Genomic DNA, 17304 nt, shown 5'->3' with positions numbered 1-17304 from the left:
GTGCTCTAAGTGTTTAATAACCTGTGTTTTGGGGCAGCAGGTTGGGATTTATCTGCAGTTCGCTTTCCGGAAGTGGTAGTTTTTCAAAATTGGAAATCCATTGTGGTTTGACCAGCTGTAATTTATCCAACTGGCCAGTACGTTTAAGGTCATAAAACCTGTGTCCGAATTCCGTAAAGAATTCTTTTCTTCGTTCCTCCAGTAATGTATCGAGCCACTGCTCCGTACTATCTGAAAAGAACTTGGTAAGCCCTGCCCTGTTACGGATGTCATTCAATGCTTCAGCAGCCTGCTCATAGTGTCCCAAACGAACATTTGCTTCGGCAATGATAAAGTAAGCCTCCTCGATCCTTAAAACAACTGAAAACTCCATAGGCTGTGCAACCGACCTTCTTTTGTACTTATAGGAGTGGGCATAATTTCCAGAAGCTCCTTCTACCTGCCTGATCCACTCGGACTTTCTAAGATCGTTTTCTGAAAAAACATCAATAAATCCATCTGCAAGCGCTACATTCGGGGGTGGGACAGACTCGAAAAAATACGTCTGTACTTCAAAAGTTGAAGCCCCATCGTTTAATGTACGCAGGTGCCATACCGTACTGCGGCTATCTGCGTAAAACACTTTATCAATATTTTCCAAAGAATAGGCTGTATTGTCCATAACATATTTCGCAGTTTCAAGTGCCCTGTTCCAATTACCGCTGTATAGGGAGATCCTTGCCAGCAAAAGGTAAGCTGCCGATCTGTTGGGCCTTGTGCGCAAAGAGGAAGGATATTGGTCTTTCAGCAAGGTTACAGCAGTTTCCAAATCGGCAGTAAGCATCCTGTCAATTTCAGACTGGGACGTTCGCGCGATGTTTTTATTTATCTCATAATCCGACTTTATCACATAAGGTACTTCGCCGAATGTGCGGTTTAGGTAAAACAGCAGCAGCGCTCGTACAAAATAACATTCTCCCAATAATTGCTCTTTTATGTCGATTGTAAGCAGCTGTGATTTTTCCAGTCCTTCAATAGCCGCATTTACCTGGTAAAGCTGCTGATAGCTTGTATCCCAAAGCCTCTTCACTGTCCCGTTACTGCTAACTACATTGAGCTGGTAAAACCATGTCTGATCCGTAATACCCGGGGAAGTAACCTGTAATTCGTCCGTATAACAGCCCATCAACAGCCCTATACCCGAATTGTTTCCTGCTAGAAAACCACTGTTCCTAAGCAGGGTGTAAATATTGGTTACTGCCGATACCGCGGTTGCATCGTCGTTAAAAACCATTTCCTGATCCATAAGGTCTTTAGGGGTATCTACATCCAAGAAATCGGTGCAGCCAGCAAAAATCCCGGGAAGAAAGAGTATAAACGTTATGTAAAAAAATATATTTTTTTTCATGATACTAAATTTAACTAGGTGAAACTTTTAAAAGTTCATATTAAAACCAAAGGATACCGTACGCATTGTTGGTACATAAGTACTCAGGGTCTCGGGATCGCTTCCAAAATAGCTGGTTATTGTAAAGAGGTTCTGAGCCTGCAAAAAAACATCAGCCGTTACGCCTTTAAAAAAAGTAGTCGGAATTCGGTACTGAAGGTTTACATTTTTAAGCCTAAGGAATGATGCATCTGAAATCATGGCATTGCTTAACTTATACCTTTGGAATGCTTGAAGTACGTCCATATTGCCGGTGGTAGTTCTCTGGTACTTTGCATCTGTATTATCAGATGTCCAGCTGTCGGTAAGTTCTACAGGCAGGTTGTACATGATTCCTGCTATAGGTGATCCATAAAGGGCGTTGTAGCCTTTCTGTACTACAAATTGCCACAGGAAATCGAAATTCCAGTTTTTGTACCTGAAAGTATTCTGTAAACCACCGAAGGTTCTTACGCCCACATCAACCAAAGCAGTACGGTCTTCGTCGTTTAATATCCCGTCATTATTCGCATCGGAAAATTTATAGATGCCCTTTTCGGGATCAACTCCTTCAAAATGATACAGTTTTTTGATGTGTACCGATCTGCCCACCACATACTGCGAGGCATAAGCAGACTGTTCCAAGTTAGGAAACGCAACCAGCCTGTTACGCGGAATACTGATATTAAAATTGGTTGTCCACATAAAATTTCCCTTGCTCACATTCTTTGTACTCAATGTAAACTCCCAACCCGTATTTTCTACCTCGGCATCAAGATTGCCTGTTAAGGTATTAAAACCGGTAGTAGCCGGCAAGGGTATTCCTACCAACTGATTTGAAGAGCGGTTGCGGTACCATGATACAGAAGGCGCTACTTTAGCATTAAATAATTCCAATTCCAAGGCTACTTCCATCTTACGGTTCTTCTCCCAGCTAAAATCAGGATTGTATAGTTTCAATGGTCTGATTCCTGGTATATTGTCGTATTTACTGTTATCAACTGAATAAACCTGCAGAAATTGATAGTCACCGATCAGGTCACTACCTGTTGTACCGTAACTTCCACGCAATTTTCCGAAGCTCAACCAAGAACTGTTTTCCAAGATCTTCTCACGACTAAAAAGCCAGGCACCGCCCACAGCGCCAAAATTCGCAAAACGGTTGTTGGCACCAAAGCGGCTTGAACCGTCTCTTCGACTTGTAACATTCAAAATGTACCTGTTTTTAACCGTATAGTTCAAGCGACCGTAAACGGCCATATATCTGTACATTGTTTCAGAATCGCGGGTGATGCGTTGGGTTGCGGCCGCACTTAAATTATCAATAAAATAGTTGCTTGTAAAATTTTCACCATGATGGCTTAACAAGGCATTACGGCGTTCTTCAACAGTGGCACCAACAATAAAGCTCAGGCTATTATTACCCAAATCAAGGTCACCGCTTATTTTAGGTTCAACAATCCAACCGTTTCTCGATGCATTGGAGGTATTGAGAACCGAAAACTCCGGTTTTATTCCGTAGGCAGGGTTGTACATGGTAGAAGGTCTGGTTCTTTTCTCATTAGATCCCCCCATGGTAATACCACCATTTAAAGAAGCTTTAATTACAGGCGTAAGCTGATAGTCAAGAGACGCATTACCAATTAAGTCTGATATTTCGGAACTGTAGCGCGAATTGAGTTTAGCCATGGGATTTTCAAACGTATTCTTTTCCCAGTTCAGTGAGCCGTCCGGCAGATATAGTTCTGGCGCATTGGGTGCCATAAATATGTCACGTCCCAAATCGGTACTCATCAGCTTGTTTTTCTGTAAAGCTCCGTTGAAATTGGAATTAAAAGAAAACTTACGGTCAGAAGAAATGTGGTTCACCTGCAGCATCACATTTTTTCGGTCATAACCAAAATCACCACCATAGGCGGTTTCATCTTTTCTGTATCCCGCACTGAAGAGGTACTGCGTATTAGCAGAACCTCCACCCACAGAGAAGCGGCTGTTCTGTGAAATTGCGGTATTGCCAATAAATTCTTTCTGCCAGTCGGTATAACGGTTCTGATTCCATGTTCCATTTACATCGTATGCATTGGCAGGATAATCAGTAATGCCGTCGTTGGTATAAGCACTTCTCCTCATCTGCAAATACTGCTCTGTGTTCATAAGTTTCATCAAGCGTGACGCGTTACTTACAGATGCATTCAAGCTCACAGAAAATTGTGGTGCATCTGTAGTTCCTTTTTTTGTGGTAATCAATACCACACCGTTTGCACCACGCGAACCATAGATAGCGGTAGCATCGGCATCTTTCAACACCTCAATACTTTCAATATCGTCTGGATTAATACTGTTTAGCGGGCTTACATCACCACTGGAGAGTACTCCTGAGGACAAAGTGTAATCTGAGATCGATTGTGATGTATAAGGCACACCGTCAACGATATACAGGGGTGCATTTCCCTCGGTTCGTAAACTGTTGCGCCCCCTGATCTGTATATCGAACCCTCCACCTGGGGTACCACTGCTTTGCGTAATGTGCACACCTGCCATACGTCCCTGCATAGCGGCCAGTGGGTTGGCTACCGGTTGTTGACTAATTTCTTTTGCGGTTATTTTACTAATGCTTCCCGTTCGTTCCTTATCTTTCACGGTGTAATAACCTGCGTTGATGACTAACTCATCAAGTTTTCCTGCCTGCTCTACCATTACAACAGTCCCCATTTCCTTTTGCACTTTTAGTTCCTGGCTGGTGTATCCCAGATAGGAGATGATTAGGATGGAATTTTCATTTACTCCGGTAATGAGAAATTCTCCATTTGCATTGGTTCGTACGGTTTTGCTGCTTCCTTTTACTTGAACGGAGGCGCCTGACATGGGTTCCCCTTTTTCATTGGTAACGCGGCCGCGGATAGATTGCTGTAGTACGTCGATAGCCTCGATACCTCCGACCGTCTTGGTCTTGGGTTTATCGATCAAGGAGATAATTTTGCCATCGATCGCATAGCTGAAAGGCTGTTCTCTGAAAAGAGAGGTCAGCACCTTTTCCAGATCGGCTTCGTTCATCTTCATCGTGACGGGCTTGGCCATCGCCACATAGCGCTTGCTGATGGCAAAGGAATAGCCGGTCTGCTTTTGTATCGTGAAGGCTACATCCTGAAAGCGGGCATTCTTGACATCTACACTTACCTTCTGCGCACGCACGTCGGCAAAGCTGCAGGAGCACAAGATTAATAGATACAGCGCGAATAGCTTCATAGTAATCAATAGTTTAAATGGTATCGTGCCGCCGCGTGCTGGAAATTGATGCCAATGCACGGCTATACCATTGTAATTAATGGGGATATTCATTATTTTTGTTATTGTTGGTTATTTATTTGGATTAACGATCTCTTTAATGATCCGACAACCGCCGTCCCTATGTTGCAGTATGGGACGGCTTCTTTTTTGTCGGGCTTACACACAGTTGAATTAAACTATTATCGGACGTACACCTCCTTTCCTTTGATCTCAAATGCTACACGGTACGAATTGCGTAGCGCTGCCAAAAAGGAAGACAGCTTCTCGTTTCTATCGATACTGATAATGGCCCGCTCGCTGTTATCAAACCCAACAGGGAAGATAAAGCGCACGCCATACCAGCGCTCCAGCTCTTGACAGATCTCCTGTAGGCTGGCATCTTTGTTCAGTATAATGCCATCGCGCCATGCGGTGTAATCCATCGGGTCGACATCGCTGACGCGCAGGCCTGTACCCGACAGTACGGCCTGATTGCCGGGGGTAAGTACCGTCTGCTTGTTGGTACCACTTGGGGTAAGTGCTATCTTGCCATGCACCAGCGTCGTGATGGTGCTAGCCTTATAACTGCGTATATTGAATGCTGTACCCAATACCCGGATCTCCTGCCCTTGGCTCTGCACGATAAAGGGCTTGGCCTTGTTGCTAGCCACCTCGAGGTAAACCTCGCCTGTGGTCTCTACCCTACGCTCGCCCCCGACAAACTCGGTGGGGTATTTTAGGGATGAATTGGCGTTCAGCCAAGCGCGAGTACCATCGGGCAGGGTGACTTCGTACTCGCCACCGATGGGGGTGGATACCGTCGCATACTCGGCGTCGGAACTGTTAAGGAGTTCCGCGCCATCTGCATAGACATGTTTTCCATTGCTGCTGCTCAGGCCGGACTGCGTGGAGTCCAGGGCTATCCGCCGGCCATCGGACAGCGTGATGTAGGCTCTATTGCCACCGGGAAGCGCATCGTCGCCAAACTCGGAGGTCAATACGGGGGTAGTGATAAATTCATTTTGCTGTATGTACCAGTAGATGCCTACGGATAGAAAGAGGAGTATGGCCGCAGCAGCATAAGGTAGCAGTCTGCGAATAAGCGACGGCTGATGTGTCCTGCCGATCCGTTGCTGTAAGGTATCGAAGGCATTGCTGGTCACGCGCTCCATCCGCTCGGTGGATACGGAGGGATAGCTTTCGATAGCTCCAATGGCTTTATAGAGCAGCGCCTCGGCTTCGGTCTCATGGGCTGCAATATCAAAATAGGCCAGCAGCTCCTGATAATCGGCTGGAGTATGGCTATTGTCTAGATACTTGTCTAATAAATGGGTGATATGTTGTTGTGCTGCCACGTCTTATTATATTAAGTTTCTCTGATATCGGCAGCCTATGGCTGCGGATTGGATTTACGGTATTGATATAGTGTAGGCCCCCTAGGGGCTTGCTTCTTTTAATAATACGCCCGGCGTTGGGATTCGGGTAGTTCAGAAATAAAAGAAAATTACAAAAAGTCGCTGAGCGCGTATATCGCAAGGCAGTACCCGGCCCATGGTGCCAGCTTTCCGTAGTTGTTCTTCAAAAATTTGTTGGCCTTGACGACGTGGTCCTTGACGGCATGGGTGGATATGTGGAGCAGCTGACCTACTTCCTCGTAGCTTTTGTTCTCGAACTTGCACAGCATAAACACGCGCTTGCGCTGTTCGGGCAGCTGGTCGATGAGCTTGAAGAGTTCCTGATCGAGCTTTTCCTGGTAGATATGCAGGGCACCCTCCCCTTGTGGCAACTCCTGAAGCGCAGCGATGCGCTGCTCGCGCGCCAGCTTACGGAAATGGTCCAGCGCCAGATTAGTCGCTATACGGTACAGATAGCCGGCGATATTCTGCTCGGGGTCGATACTGGACCGCTTTTCCCAGACCCTGAAAAATAATTCCTGCAGGGTGTCTTCGACTAGCTCGTCGACCTTTAATACAGCAAAAAGCTTGGTGGCTATCCGTGACTTGTAACGGTGATAAATGGCGTTGAATGCCTGTTGATCGCCATCCCGCATTCGTAAAAGCAGCTCGCTGTCGTCTATATCGGGCGGTGTGTTCATGATCGCTGGTCTACCGGGATAAATTGTTAGCTTGGTTATATCCGCTCTAAAACTAATAAGTTAAATGGGTAGTTGCAAGAAAATATTGAATTTTAGAGATATGCAATAATACCCGTTAACTTAAATATTCTAGCGGGTTCTGAAAATCCAAGAGATCTGAAATCGTAGCCGAATTGCTGTTAATCAGACTATCCAGACGAATCCCGGATATCATAAAATAGTCATCAATAGATAACTTGCCATCTTGATCCGCATCCAGAGGATGATTGATAATGAAATCCAAAAAACCATTGATGATAAATGTAAGGTAATATCGGATATGGGAAGTAATCTCAATGATATTGGTGTCTTTAGCTGCATTGTGAACAATCTCATTACGTACTCGATATATCCGTAAAAGATTTCTCCTTAGATTGTTCCCATGCCTTTCTAGCTCTGATTTTATGCGATTGTGATCTTGAAACCGTGCATTTAAAGTCTGTAGACGATATACAAATAAAGGAAACCTTACAACTTCCGAAGATAATTCAATGATACTTAACGGGTTAATTAGATAATCTAGATCATTTTGATTATAGTGGGTCAACACGGTGTCCAATTCGAGACTTTGAACACTTTTATGGATATATTGAAATATCTTGACCGCATAACTTAAGGAATGAATCTTTGTATAATATTCGACCAGTCGAGCTACTTTATCACCTCCGGTATTCGCCGAGAAAAGGTATTCTATAGCGATCCAGTAATTCAATAACTTACCTTCAAGTTCGTCTGAATAGGATCCTAATCGGAGATACCTCAACCCTGCTTGTAATTTGGATAAAGATACATTGTCTACAGGCCTAGAATTCATGTCATTCAGCTTTTCCAAAAAAGCATTATAGGTGGTGATATTCGATATAAACCGACCATCAAGCTGATAATTGAAGTATTGATTATTGCCTCGTTGGGGAAAAGTGGTTCCTACAACAAAGCACTTTTTATTTACGGTAATCTCATCCGAACTTAATCCCATGAATAAAAGATCTAGTTTCGTTTGTAATATACCCCTAGCTACATAACCTGCACTTAAGTAATCTGTACACTGTATTGTGATTTTAAAAAAGCTATATTCTGAATTTTGCCGAACGAACGTTTTAAACTGCCTATTCGTAGCATCGGCAATAGCGTCAATATCGGTATACGAGATAAATTCAAAATCTTCACTACTGATATCTTCTGGAGCTAGCGACATAGGGAGCTTCAAAGCTGCATATACACTGAACTCTTCCTTTTCTCTAGCTATTAGTGTGCGGACAATGTCAAAAGGTTGCCCGAAATTTTGATGCGCTACACGCGGTGAAAAAATACTACGGAGGAAACGATGTAAATACTCTTTGGAATAGCCCATGCTTTTGAGCTCGATATAAAAGTAACCTATTAATCTATTTAGCTTATCGTACTCCTGATAAACAAAATTCGGTAAGGCTTCAACTCTAGCTATTTCACGGCTTATATTCTGAAATAGCTCATCAGCGTAACCCGTATTTTCGTTAACAAGTACATTCGCAACATAATACAGCTTATCTTTATCCCATTTGTTGCTTCCGATAAGACTTAGCAGGTATTTCTTGCTTATTGAAATAAAATTGAGCTCCTCCTCTTCTTTGAATAAAACCAATGCTTCATTTATCAATTCGGCCGCATATAGTTCTTTAATAGACCCTTGCTTGATCAAAACTAAAACCTGAGAAAGCTCACGAAGTAATGTCCGAGGATTATTGATACGCAATCTGTAGGTATCAATTGTATCTCTATGCAGCAGTTCCAACGATTTTTGTAAAAAGAACATTTGCGGCGCCGTAAGTGGATCGGTTATATTAATTCTGACTTGTTGCATTATTTAATAAAAAATTTGGTGCTTTCAATTTAAGTTTGCTTATCTTTGTATTAGAAATTAAGAAATTCAAGATACACATAAGGGGGAGGGCTATGAAGAAAGTTATTTCTCTCTAGCCCGAACCCAGGAAATTTAAGCCCGATCTATTCGGGCTTTTTTGTTAAGGTAATATTTACAATTTAATTACCTTTCCTTATCCCCTTCTTATTCGTATAAAATCACATTCAAATTTATGCATGCTTCTAATGACTTATCCATAATTGATTAATTTTTATAAAATTAATCAATTAACTTTGAAAAATGTTCATTAAGAATATATCGTAAACAAAAAATGGTGGCCGAAGCCACCATTTCTTAAATACACAATAAAAACAGGTAAAAACACACGGCCGTTGTTAGCGATGGATACAGAATCCTGACAACGGCAGCAGTTGCATTAAAGTCGGTATGTCATCTCGAATGTAAAGGACCCCGTCGCCTCCAATTCACCGAGTCTGTTGCCGGAAGTTTTAATATTGTCTTCACTAGTAGTCCATTTGGTGGAACCGGGTCCTGGTGGTGGTGGGTAACATCTGAATAAAGCAAATGGAGCAGGAAGCGCCATAATAGTTGGCTAGACGTGGATTAAGATTGTCCACAAAATCTTCCTGTTCACTGCTCAAGATGAATAGATCTTTGACATAAGTTTTGAAATCTGCCGCGACAGCATCGGCCTGCGCCTCGAGCTGAATGCGTGTTAGCTGACTGCGATCTTCCTGGAAGTCCTCTAAGCCTTGCGGGGTTAATGGGTACGTGTTCATAAAAAAATTTATATATATGTGGTATTGGTCATAGCTAACAAACGGTGTTAACGTTTGGCTTTTTCTATAATACGCACGGGAACAGAATTCGGGTAGCTGGGAAATTATATTTCTTGTAGCCTTTTTTAATCTATTGCCAAAATAAATTAACGGGGACTGAAATAGACAAAAAAGCGGCTCCAAAAAGAGCCGCCTAAACAAAAGTATACGAGATAGCAAAACTATATATTAATTTAACTTTATCCCTTCTAACACCTCGTGTGCAATGTCTCCGCCGAGGATAAACCTAGGGATACTGACCCTGATAATACAAGGTTCACATTTGGCATTGCCACAGATCGGTGTAAACTTGATGCTGTAATTGCCGAACTGGGTAAACTGATGCGCAAAGGTCTTGCCTGTACCATGGATGAGTAAGCCATTGGGCCCAGAGATCTCCCATTCAAAAGTAGCTGCACAGTTTTCGGGCTGACAGACGAAATCTGGCGCCGTAAAGGTGTAAGAGCCTTTTGAAAGTCTAATCGTGGTACCACAAGGTGCCTTTTGACTTACATTGATCGCAGTGGATTTCTGTAAAAGCGAGGCCCTGCTCTCAAACTGATCAGTTGGTGTAGCGGTCAAGATCTGTTTTACAACGACATCGTGTGTCTTCCAATATCCACAGGCGCAGGCCGGTGCACAGCATATAATACGGAACTTCCGAGTCTCAACGAAACAATCTGTCTTTGGATCTTTGATGACAAGATACCAGGTACGGTCTGTACCACAAGAGAAATCGGCAGGGATTGTATAACTGAAGCTATTGGTGCCACTAACACCCGAAGCCAGAACCTGATACGTCGCATGGGTCTGTCCATCTACCAGATAGATATCTACCGAACCTGATGGCGTAGATCCCGACCAGTTCAACTGGATAACATCTCCGGGACAAAAGGTTCTATTTGCGCTCATCTGTGTGATCACAAGATCACATGGGGGTACCTCGGGTTCACCGTTGTAACAGATTGTCTTCTCACAAACATTACAATTTACGTCTTTGACGCGTACTTTGAGACAGAAGGTAAAGCTGACTTCGCAACACGAAATATCCAATACATTCGGAGCACTCACTTCGATTTCGAGCTGCCCATTAACCATAGTCGGCTGTCCCAGCCCCCAGGTCAATGTACCTGCCGGACCATTGCCCTGTAGGACTAATCCGCCCAGTTGTGTCATCGTAGATGACAGTTGGCCAAAGATCCCCATATCGGTTGGCTTACAGTCCTCCTGACTATAGCTGACATGAAAGTCCAACATCGTAACATCGAGCTCCTGAATGGGCACAGTCCCACCCGATAGCTGTATGTAATACTTGCCGTCACGCCTGACCATCTGCGCAGTAAAACCTGGGATATTGCAGCACTCTAAACTGGTCACACAGGCAGCAGGTTCGGCTGCCGTACCGTAGTTGGCACTGAGCTCCACACCGGAAGTAGTCATCCGCGCTGTAGCGGTGACTCCCACATTGCAACAGGTAGAACCCTGTATCTTGCGCACGGGAATGGTAATGGTAAAGGTCTCTCCCGGAGCTAGGGCTGTAGCCGGTGCTACCTGCACCTGAATATTGCCGCTAGTCGTACTGGCAATAGTTCCCCCAGCCATATTCGTAACAGATACCTGCCCCGCCAGTTCTACACAGCTAGGTAACGGATCGGAAATATGGATCGTATGCAAAGGTACGCTGCCGTTATTTTTGACTTCAATAATATAGTTGAATGTCTGCCCATTCTCCACGACCTCACGGTCGGCCCTTTTGCTGACATGGAGTATGCCTACCTGGTCGACGGCATAGTTGACGAGAGAGACCGGATTTGTCGAGTTATAAGCTAGACTGGCCGCATTGGTCTTGGAGCCGTGCAGCTGCGGAAGAATCTTGGCTTCGAATATAATACGCAACACATTGCCCCTATTGATCTCGCACATGCCGGGCATATTGGTAATCGTGAATGTGGGGTGTTGCAGGTCACTGGTGTTGGCAACGACCGGAAAAGGAACACTGGCCTCCAGCTGTCCTGAAGGACTGCAGGTCGCGGTGTTACTGGCATTGACATTCGTCAGGTACTGATACTGTATCGACGATGGAATAATCTGCAAGTTCTGCCCCGCCGCTGCCAAAGCATCGGATACGACCGTGCTCAGATTGCCCGATCCGATATTCCAGATATTGACAGCAAACTGAATGGTACTACCGATCTGATAGATGGGTGGGCTTAGGCTATTAGGCGGATTAAGGATACATTTTTTGATGATCGGGATAGGTCGAGCTTCCTCCACAACGAAGGTTGCGCTAGCATCGTCGTTGTGCTCTGTCGTGTTCATCGTCGGGCAATTTATACCCGGACAAGCGGTACTGTCTCGTCCTGAAAAAACTTTACAGATTTAACCATTAGTCTTAAATAGATCTTACAGCAGTGAGCGTCCTATCATAGGCTTGGCTCCATCTCTTTTGACCATTCTACTTGGCCTATAGCAAAGATGATTGACACGTAAGTTTTTATTTTTAAATTTGATATGTTCTAAACCATCGCTCAGACTAGGTCTGACTTATACTGAAAACTACAATAGAACTGACTTTAATGGATCACAAGCTATATGATACCTTACAAAATCTACTGGAGATTGACTCCGGTCGAATGGATGAACTGTACGCTCTATTACAGTTCAAGGAGGTTAAGAGACATGAATATGTACTACGAGAGAGTGAAAAATGCAAGTTTATCGGGTTAGTCGCAAATGGATCATTACGTACGTTCTATGTAAACGACCTGGGAGAAGAGGTTAATTTTCTATTTCATTTTGCTCATCAAATCGAAGACATTGTTTTTATAGACTATGAGAGTTTTTTACTGGACGCTCCTTCGAAGCTCAACATTCAAGCTTTAGAGAAGTCTCTCGTATGTTTCATCACCTACGAAAACTGGCAAAAGCTCTGTAACGGAAGTATAGATTGGTTACATTTTTCTAAGCGTATGACCGAAAAGGTATACTTGTCTGCAAAGAGGCGGGTGGAAGATCTGTTGTATTATTCGCCGGAAAAAAGATATCTAAAGCTTTTGGAAGACAATCCGTTGGTTTTTCAAAAAATCCCACAACGCCATATCGCTAGTTATCTAGGAATAGCTCCACAATCACTAAGTCGAATTAGAAAACGTATTTTGAAATAGTTAACTTAAGTGAACGTTTTTTTACGACATGCTGGATAGCTTTGCATATAATTACATACAGCAATGCAAGAAACAGTTAGTATAATAGGAGCCGGAATCGGCGGATTAACAACCGCACTGGTGCTAAAGCAGCACGGAATCAAGGTAGCGATATTTGAGGGGGCAGATTCGATCAAGCCGGTCGGAGCTGGCATAATACTGGCCAACAACGCTATGCAGGTGTTTAAAAATCTAGGCCTTCAAGACCGTATAGAAAGAGCAGGCAATAGGATTTCTTACATGAAAATAACGGATGCCCAACTTAAAAACCTATCTACCATTGACCTAAGCGAATATGAAAGAAAATACAGTGTCCACAACACCGCTATCCACAGAGGTATATTACAGAAAATACTTGCCGATGAAGTCGGCTACGAAAATATATATCTATCTAAAAAGCTTTCAAAAATAGAGAAGACCAACTTATTCAAGCTCACATTTGAAGACGGATCTACAGTTGAAAGTAAAGTCGTGATCGGAGCCGACGGAATAAAGTCGGTAGTCAGAAGAGAGCTATTCCAAGAAAACACCATACGTGATACTGAACAGATCTGCTGGAGGGGGATCTGTGATATGAAGCTACCAACACACTACCATAACGAATTAAATGAAGCGTGGGGAAGAGAAAAAAGGTTTGGATTTGTAAAAATCAGTAACAAGAAAGTGTACTGGTATGCATTAGCAAATAAAAAAAATGTGGACATACCGTCGGAGTACCTATTTAAGAACTTTCTTGAATTTCATACTGATATCCAAAAAATTATTTCATCGACCTCAAAAGACCAAATAATCACTGGTAATGTTATAGATTTAAAAAGAATCAAAACCTGGCAAAATGAAAACATCTGTCTGATTGGTGACGCTGCCCATGCGACTACGCCCAATCTGGGCCAAGGTGCCTGCCAAGCTATTGAAGATGCCTATGTACTGGGTAAGCTTTTGAATGAAGGGTTCTCTATCACAAATGCTTTTAAAGCTTACGAACAGCTAAGACGGCAAAAGGCGCATTACATTGTAAATAGAAGTTGGATCGTTGGAAAAATAGCTCATACGAAAAATCCACTAGCTGTATGGATTCGCAATTTTATCATGCGAAACATGCCTAGCCTGTTGCAGCAAAACCAAATGGACAAAATTTTTAAACTAAACTAAACTAAACTGATATGACAACAATAATTGCTTTAATTCTGACGATTGTCTTTTTTACGCTATCAGGTATTCATATCTATTGGAGCTTTGGGGGTAAATGGGCCAACAATTCGGTAGTCCCATCGAATGATGATGACATAAAAGTGATTATGCCTGGATTTATCCCGACGTTTACGGTAGCCATCGGACTTTTAATCTTTGGAGGTATTGTTCTATTGAATATAATAGAATTAGCCAACCAACCATCGGTACTTTACGTAATCCGTAAATACGGGCTATGGTTCATTATTGGTATTTTCACGCTACGTGCCATCGGAGATTTTAAATACATGGGTTTCTTTAAAAAAGTTAAACAGACAAAATTTGGAAAAAATGACACAAAATATTATTCGCCTTTATGTTTGACGATCGGAATACTTGCTCTATTATTAGCCGCTCCATGATACATAGCGAATATCATCACCCAGCAGTGACACGCTCAATATTAATCTAACGGACAGCTGTAAATTATAAACTTAATATCGACAAAATGCAAAAATATAATAGTACCGAAGGAAGGATCCGTGAAATTGCAAAACTACCAAATGTACCTGAACTATCGGATAATATGATAGTTGCATTATCAGACCTATGCTTTTACCAATCGCCAGTAAAGAACTCGGATCTTCTATTCGTATTTGGCTCGAATGTACTTCACAAGGAAATCGCTAACGAAATATCAAGAATCCTATTTGAGTTTCAAATTCCGACGACGATAATTACTGGCGGTATCGCTAACTACTCCTCGTCTTACTTTGAACCTATTGCCGAGTCGGAACTGATTTTCTGTAACATAGAGAAAGATAATTTCCCAAACACTCAGTTCATTATTGAAAATGAATCTAAAAACACACTAGAAAACATAGAATTTTCAAATTCTATGTTTGACTTTTCTAAAGTACAAAATGCAATTTTCTTATCGCATTCGTATGCATCTATGCGCTCGTACCTTAACTTAAAGAAGTTTTGTAAGAATGCAGATTTTAGTAATTGTCAAATAAAGATCCCGTCTGATATCCAGGGGATCCCAGTAGACATAAATAATTGGTATAAAACTGACCACGGAAGAAAACTAGTTTGGGGAGAGTATTTAAGATTTAAAACTTACGGAACTAGAGGTGACTTTCCGATTGAAGAGGTGCAAAACAAATTGTCTACGATAGAAGATATTATCTTAAACTTAAGTGAGTTATGAGTAAAAATAAGAAAGTAGAAATTGGAGGTAAAGAAATAAGTATCATTTCGCAAAAGCAAGATGACTATATTTCACTTACTGATATGGCTAAGAACCAAATGCAGGAAGCAATAATTTCGTTTTTTCGTTAAAAAACTGGATTGAAGCAACCAAAGCAATTGGAATTACAGCAAAGCCAGGAAGATATGGAGGAACTTATGCGCACAAAGACATTGCATTTCATTTTGGGATGTGGATCAGTCCTAAGTTTCAGCTACTGCTAGTCAAAGAATATCAACGTCTAAAAGACGATGAAAACGACCGACTAAAACTGGATTGGAATCTACAACGCACCTTGGCTAAGGTTAATTATAAGATACACACTGATGCTATAAAAACGAACATCATACCGAACGAAATCACGAAGCAACAGGCTGGACTTGTATATGCTACGGAGGCGGATCTGCTTGACGGGGCTCTCTTCGGTGTTACTGCCAAGGAATCGCGGGAAGCGAACCCCGATCTGCAAGGAACGACGAAGTCCTCAACGAAGATAGGTATGCGAGATGATGCCACCATATAGCAACTGGTCGTACTGAGTAACCTAGAGAGTATAAATGCACCGCTCATCCAACAGGGGGTGCAACAGACTGATAGGCTAATCGAATTGAATAAGGTAGCCTAATCTCGTGATGATTGGGCTGTGCTGCTATTGGCATGCATATGCAAAAAAGCCGTCCCGAAATTAATTCGGGACGGCTGTATTTCTGTTATATCATTAGCTCGGTTTAGAGCTTTTCTACTTCTTCAATAGTAAGTTTGGTGAATTTTACAATCTGCTCCGTGCTTAACCCAGCTTTCTTCATCTCTTTGGCCGTCTCAATCGCATTTTTGCGAGCACCCTCAGCCAGCCCCTCAGCCAGACCTTCTTCACGCCCCTCAGCCTTACCCTTGGCATGGCCGGAGCGTAACGCAGAATTAAAAACGCTTTCAGCGTCCCGTCTTTGTTTTAAACTTGCTTCGTATGACATCAGATCCTCCTCTTTTAATTTGCCTATCTCTCCTATAGCAAAGATACGACCAAATATCCGTTTGTCCAAAAATGAAGGCAGCTTTTCCATGGTACTCAGATGCTTAAGCAGGTAGAGCCATTGATCCATTACCGTATCCAGTTCCTCCGGCTGCTTATTAAAAACAGGGAGAGAGACCATCTTATACCCTAGCTTGTCGTAAAAAACCTCATTGGTATTCTTATCACATAACGCAACGTCATAAAAATAGGGGCGATCTGTCTTTCGTGACAGCGCAACACTCGAGCCTCCATTCATATCAAATTCCAGAACACCCACAAAATATACTTCTGGCAAATGATAATCATTCCCTTTCTTGCCTTTGGCAAGCTGTCTATTAATCAACCGTGAGGTGTAGAATACAGCACGGTCTTTAAAAAATTCCTGAAATAATTGTTGAAACTCCACTATAAAAATTTCTCCATCATTACCTATACAATGTAAATCAAAAACAACACGACGCATATCTTCCTGGTCGCCATCGTGCTCTACGGTCTTATATTTTAAATCGGCGATTATCTTCTCGCCTTCAAACAGACTGTTAAGAAATTCGATTAAGAGAATCTTATTTTCTTCACGTCCAAAATAAAATTTCATCCCAAAGTCGGTACGTGGATCGACATACTTACCGAGATGTTTCTTTGATTTAGTCATAGCGTTTAATCATTGGTTATTAGATAAATATACGATAAAAAATATTGAAACTAAAATATTTAGCACAAAAACTATCCTAATATATGCTTTGATTTTCATAAACAAGGAAATGGCTTTGGGACCTCATGTGACTACAAATATATTTATTAAAAGCAACAATGTTGCTTTTAATAAATATATTTGTACCTTAGATAAAACAAATCACATGAATAGTATCCCTAAAGATTTTGAAGAGTGGAAATATTGTATCCAACAAAAATGTGGAATAACATTGACGCGGACATTTGCAGAGGAACGCCTTGATGTCTACCAGAATAAAGACCTTCCGGAGACACAGCGTTTTATAGCTAACTATGGGGAGGAACATTATGAGCGCATAAAACTATGGTTCTCCCAGATTCTAAACGGTTAAATCAATCTTATATTTTAAGCACAATGAAGAATAAACTACCTGTAACTGTCCTAAGTGGATTTTTGGGCGCGGGAAAGACCACACTCCTGAACCATGTACTGCACAACAAGCAGGGATT

At 42.3% G+C, this 17304-nt stretch carries 16 protein-coding genes; 8 read left to right on the top strand and 8 right to left on the bottom strand.

The features are described 5' to 3' along the window. Positions 1–13: 13 nt before the first annotated feature. From B5X76_RS21035 to B5X76_RS21005, 7 genes are all read right to left on the bottom strand, one after another. Positions 14–1387: a RagB/SusD family nutrient uptake outer membrane protein gene (locus tag B5X76_RS21035; protein ID WP_079645893.1), complete on the bottom strand. Its 1374-nt coding sequence runs from the start codon at positions 1385–1387 to the stop codon at positions 14–16. 27 nt (positions 1388–1414) lie between these two features. Continuing rightward, positions 1415–4744: a SusC/RagA family TonB-linked outer membrane protein gene (locus B5X76_RS21030; protein ID WP_079645892.1), complete on the bottom strand. Its 3330-nt coding sequence runs from the start codon at positions 4742–4744 to the stop codon at positions 1415–1417. Between the two features lie 128 nt (positions 4745–4872). Next, complete coding sequence (locus B5X76_RS21025) at positions 4873–6027, bottom strand: FecR family protein (protein ID WP_079645891.1); 1155 nt, start codon at positions 6025–6027, stop codon at positions 4873–4875. Positions 6028–6176: 149 nt separating this feature from the next. Continuing rightward, positions 6177–6767 (bottom strand): RNA polymerase sigma factor, encoded by a 591-nt coding sequence (locus tag B5X76_RS21020; RefSeq protein ID WP_079645890.1) that lies wholly within the window; start codon positions 6765–6767, stop codon positions 6177–6179. 115 nt (positions 6768–6882) lie between these two features. Beyond that, positions 6883–8646 (bottom strand): hypothetical protein, encoded by a 1764-nt coding sequence (locus B5X76_RS21015; protein ID WP_079645889.1) that lies wholly within the window; start codon positions 8644–8646, stop codon positions 6883–6885. A 524-nt stretch (positions 8647–9170) separates the two neighbouring features. Next, positions 9171–9446, bottom strand: coding sequence for a hypothetical protein (locus B5X76_RS21010; RefSeq protein ID WP_079645888.1), 276 nt, complete (start codon positions 9444–9446; stop codon positions 9171–9173). A gap of 228 nt (positions 9447–9674) precedes the next feature. Beyond that, on the bottom strand, positions 9675–11804 hold the full coding sequence (locus B5X76_RS21005) for a Ser-Thr-rich GPI-anchored membrane family protein (RefSeq protein ID WP_079645887.1): 2130 nt from the start codon (positions 11802–11804) through the stop codon (positions 9675–9677). A 257-nt stretch (positions 11805–12061) separates the two neighbouring features. Between B5X76_RS21005 and B5X76_RS21000 the strand changes: the two genes are divergently transcribed. The 6 genes from B5X76_RS21000 to B5X76_RS22325 all read left to right on the top strand — a co-directional run bounded on the left by B5X76_RS21000 (position 12062) and on the right by B5X76_RS22325 (position 15633). Then, complete coding sequence (locus B5X76_RS21000; RefSeq protein WP_079645886.1) at positions 12062–12649, top strand: Crp/Fnr family transcriptional regulator; 588 nt, start codon at positions 12062–12064, stop codon at positions 12647–12649. A 63-nt stretch (positions 12650–12712) separates the two neighbouring features. Next, positions 12713–13840 carry an FAD-dependent monooxygenase gene (locus B5X76_RS20995; protein ID WP_079645885.1) on the top strand — a complete coding sequence of 376 codons (1128 nt, stop codon included), beginning with the start codon at positions 12713–12715 and terminating at the stop codon, positions 13838–13840. Between the two features lie 11 nt (positions 13841–13851). After that, complete coding sequence (locus B5X76_RS20990) at positions 13852–14280, top strand: DUF3995 domain-containing protein (RefSeq protein WP_079645884.1); 429 nt, start codon at positions 13852–13854, stop codon at positions 14278–14280. A gap of 86 nt (positions 14281–14366) precedes the next feature. Continuing rightward, entirely contained in the window at positions 14367–15071 is a 705-nt protein-coding gene (locus B5X76_RS20985; protein WP_079645883.1) for an ElyC/SanA/YdcF family protein, read from the top strand. Next, on the top strand, positions 15068–15202 hold the full coding sequence (locus B5X76_RS22385) for a hypothetical protein (protein ID WP_262507922.1): 135 nt from the start codon (positions 15068–15070) through the stop codon (positions 15200–15202). The genes B5X76_RS20985 and B5X76_RS22385 overlap by 4 nt, the downstream gene beginning before the upstream one ends. A gap of 8 nt (positions 15203–15210) precedes the next feature. Further along, positions 15211–15633, top strand: coding sequence for a KilA-N domain-containing protein (locus B5X76_RS22325; protein WP_449448518.1), 423 nt, complete (start codon positions 15211–15213; stop codon positions 15631–15633). Between the two features lie 205 nt (positions 15634–15838). Here B5X76_RS22325 and B5X76_RS20975 read toward each other — a convergent pair whose 3' ends face one another. Then, on the bottom strand, positions 15839–16774 hold the full coding sequence (locus B5X76_RS20975; RefSeq protein WP_079645882.1) for an Rpn family recombination-promoting nuclease/putative transposase: 936 nt from the start codon (positions 16772–16774) through the stop codon (positions 15839–15841). Between the two features lie 205 nt (positions 16775–16979). On the opposite strand from B5X76_RS20975, the gene B5X76_RS20970 reads away from it, so the two are divergent. Both B5X76_RS20970 and B5X76_RS20965 read left to right on the top strand, forming a co-directional pair. Then, positions 16980–17186 (top strand): hypothetical protein, encoded by a 207-nt coding sequence (locus tag B5X76_RS20970; RefSeq protein WP_079645905.1) that lies wholly within the window; start codon positions 16980–16982, stop codon positions 17184–17186. Further along, positions 17159–17304: GTP-binding protein (locus B5X76_RS20965; protein ID WP_317042875.1), on the top strand; the 146-nt coding region annotated here is incomplete at its 3' end. The genes B5X76_RS20970 and B5X76_RS20965, both read left to right, overlap by 28 nt.

This window comes from Sphingobacterium nematocida (assembly GCF_900168125.1).
GTDB lineage: Bacteria > Bacteroidota > Bacteroidia > Sphingobacteriales > Sphingobacteriaceae > Sphingobacterium > Sphingobacterium nematocida.
This window is presented reverse-complemented; position numbering and strand designations above follow the sequence as displayed.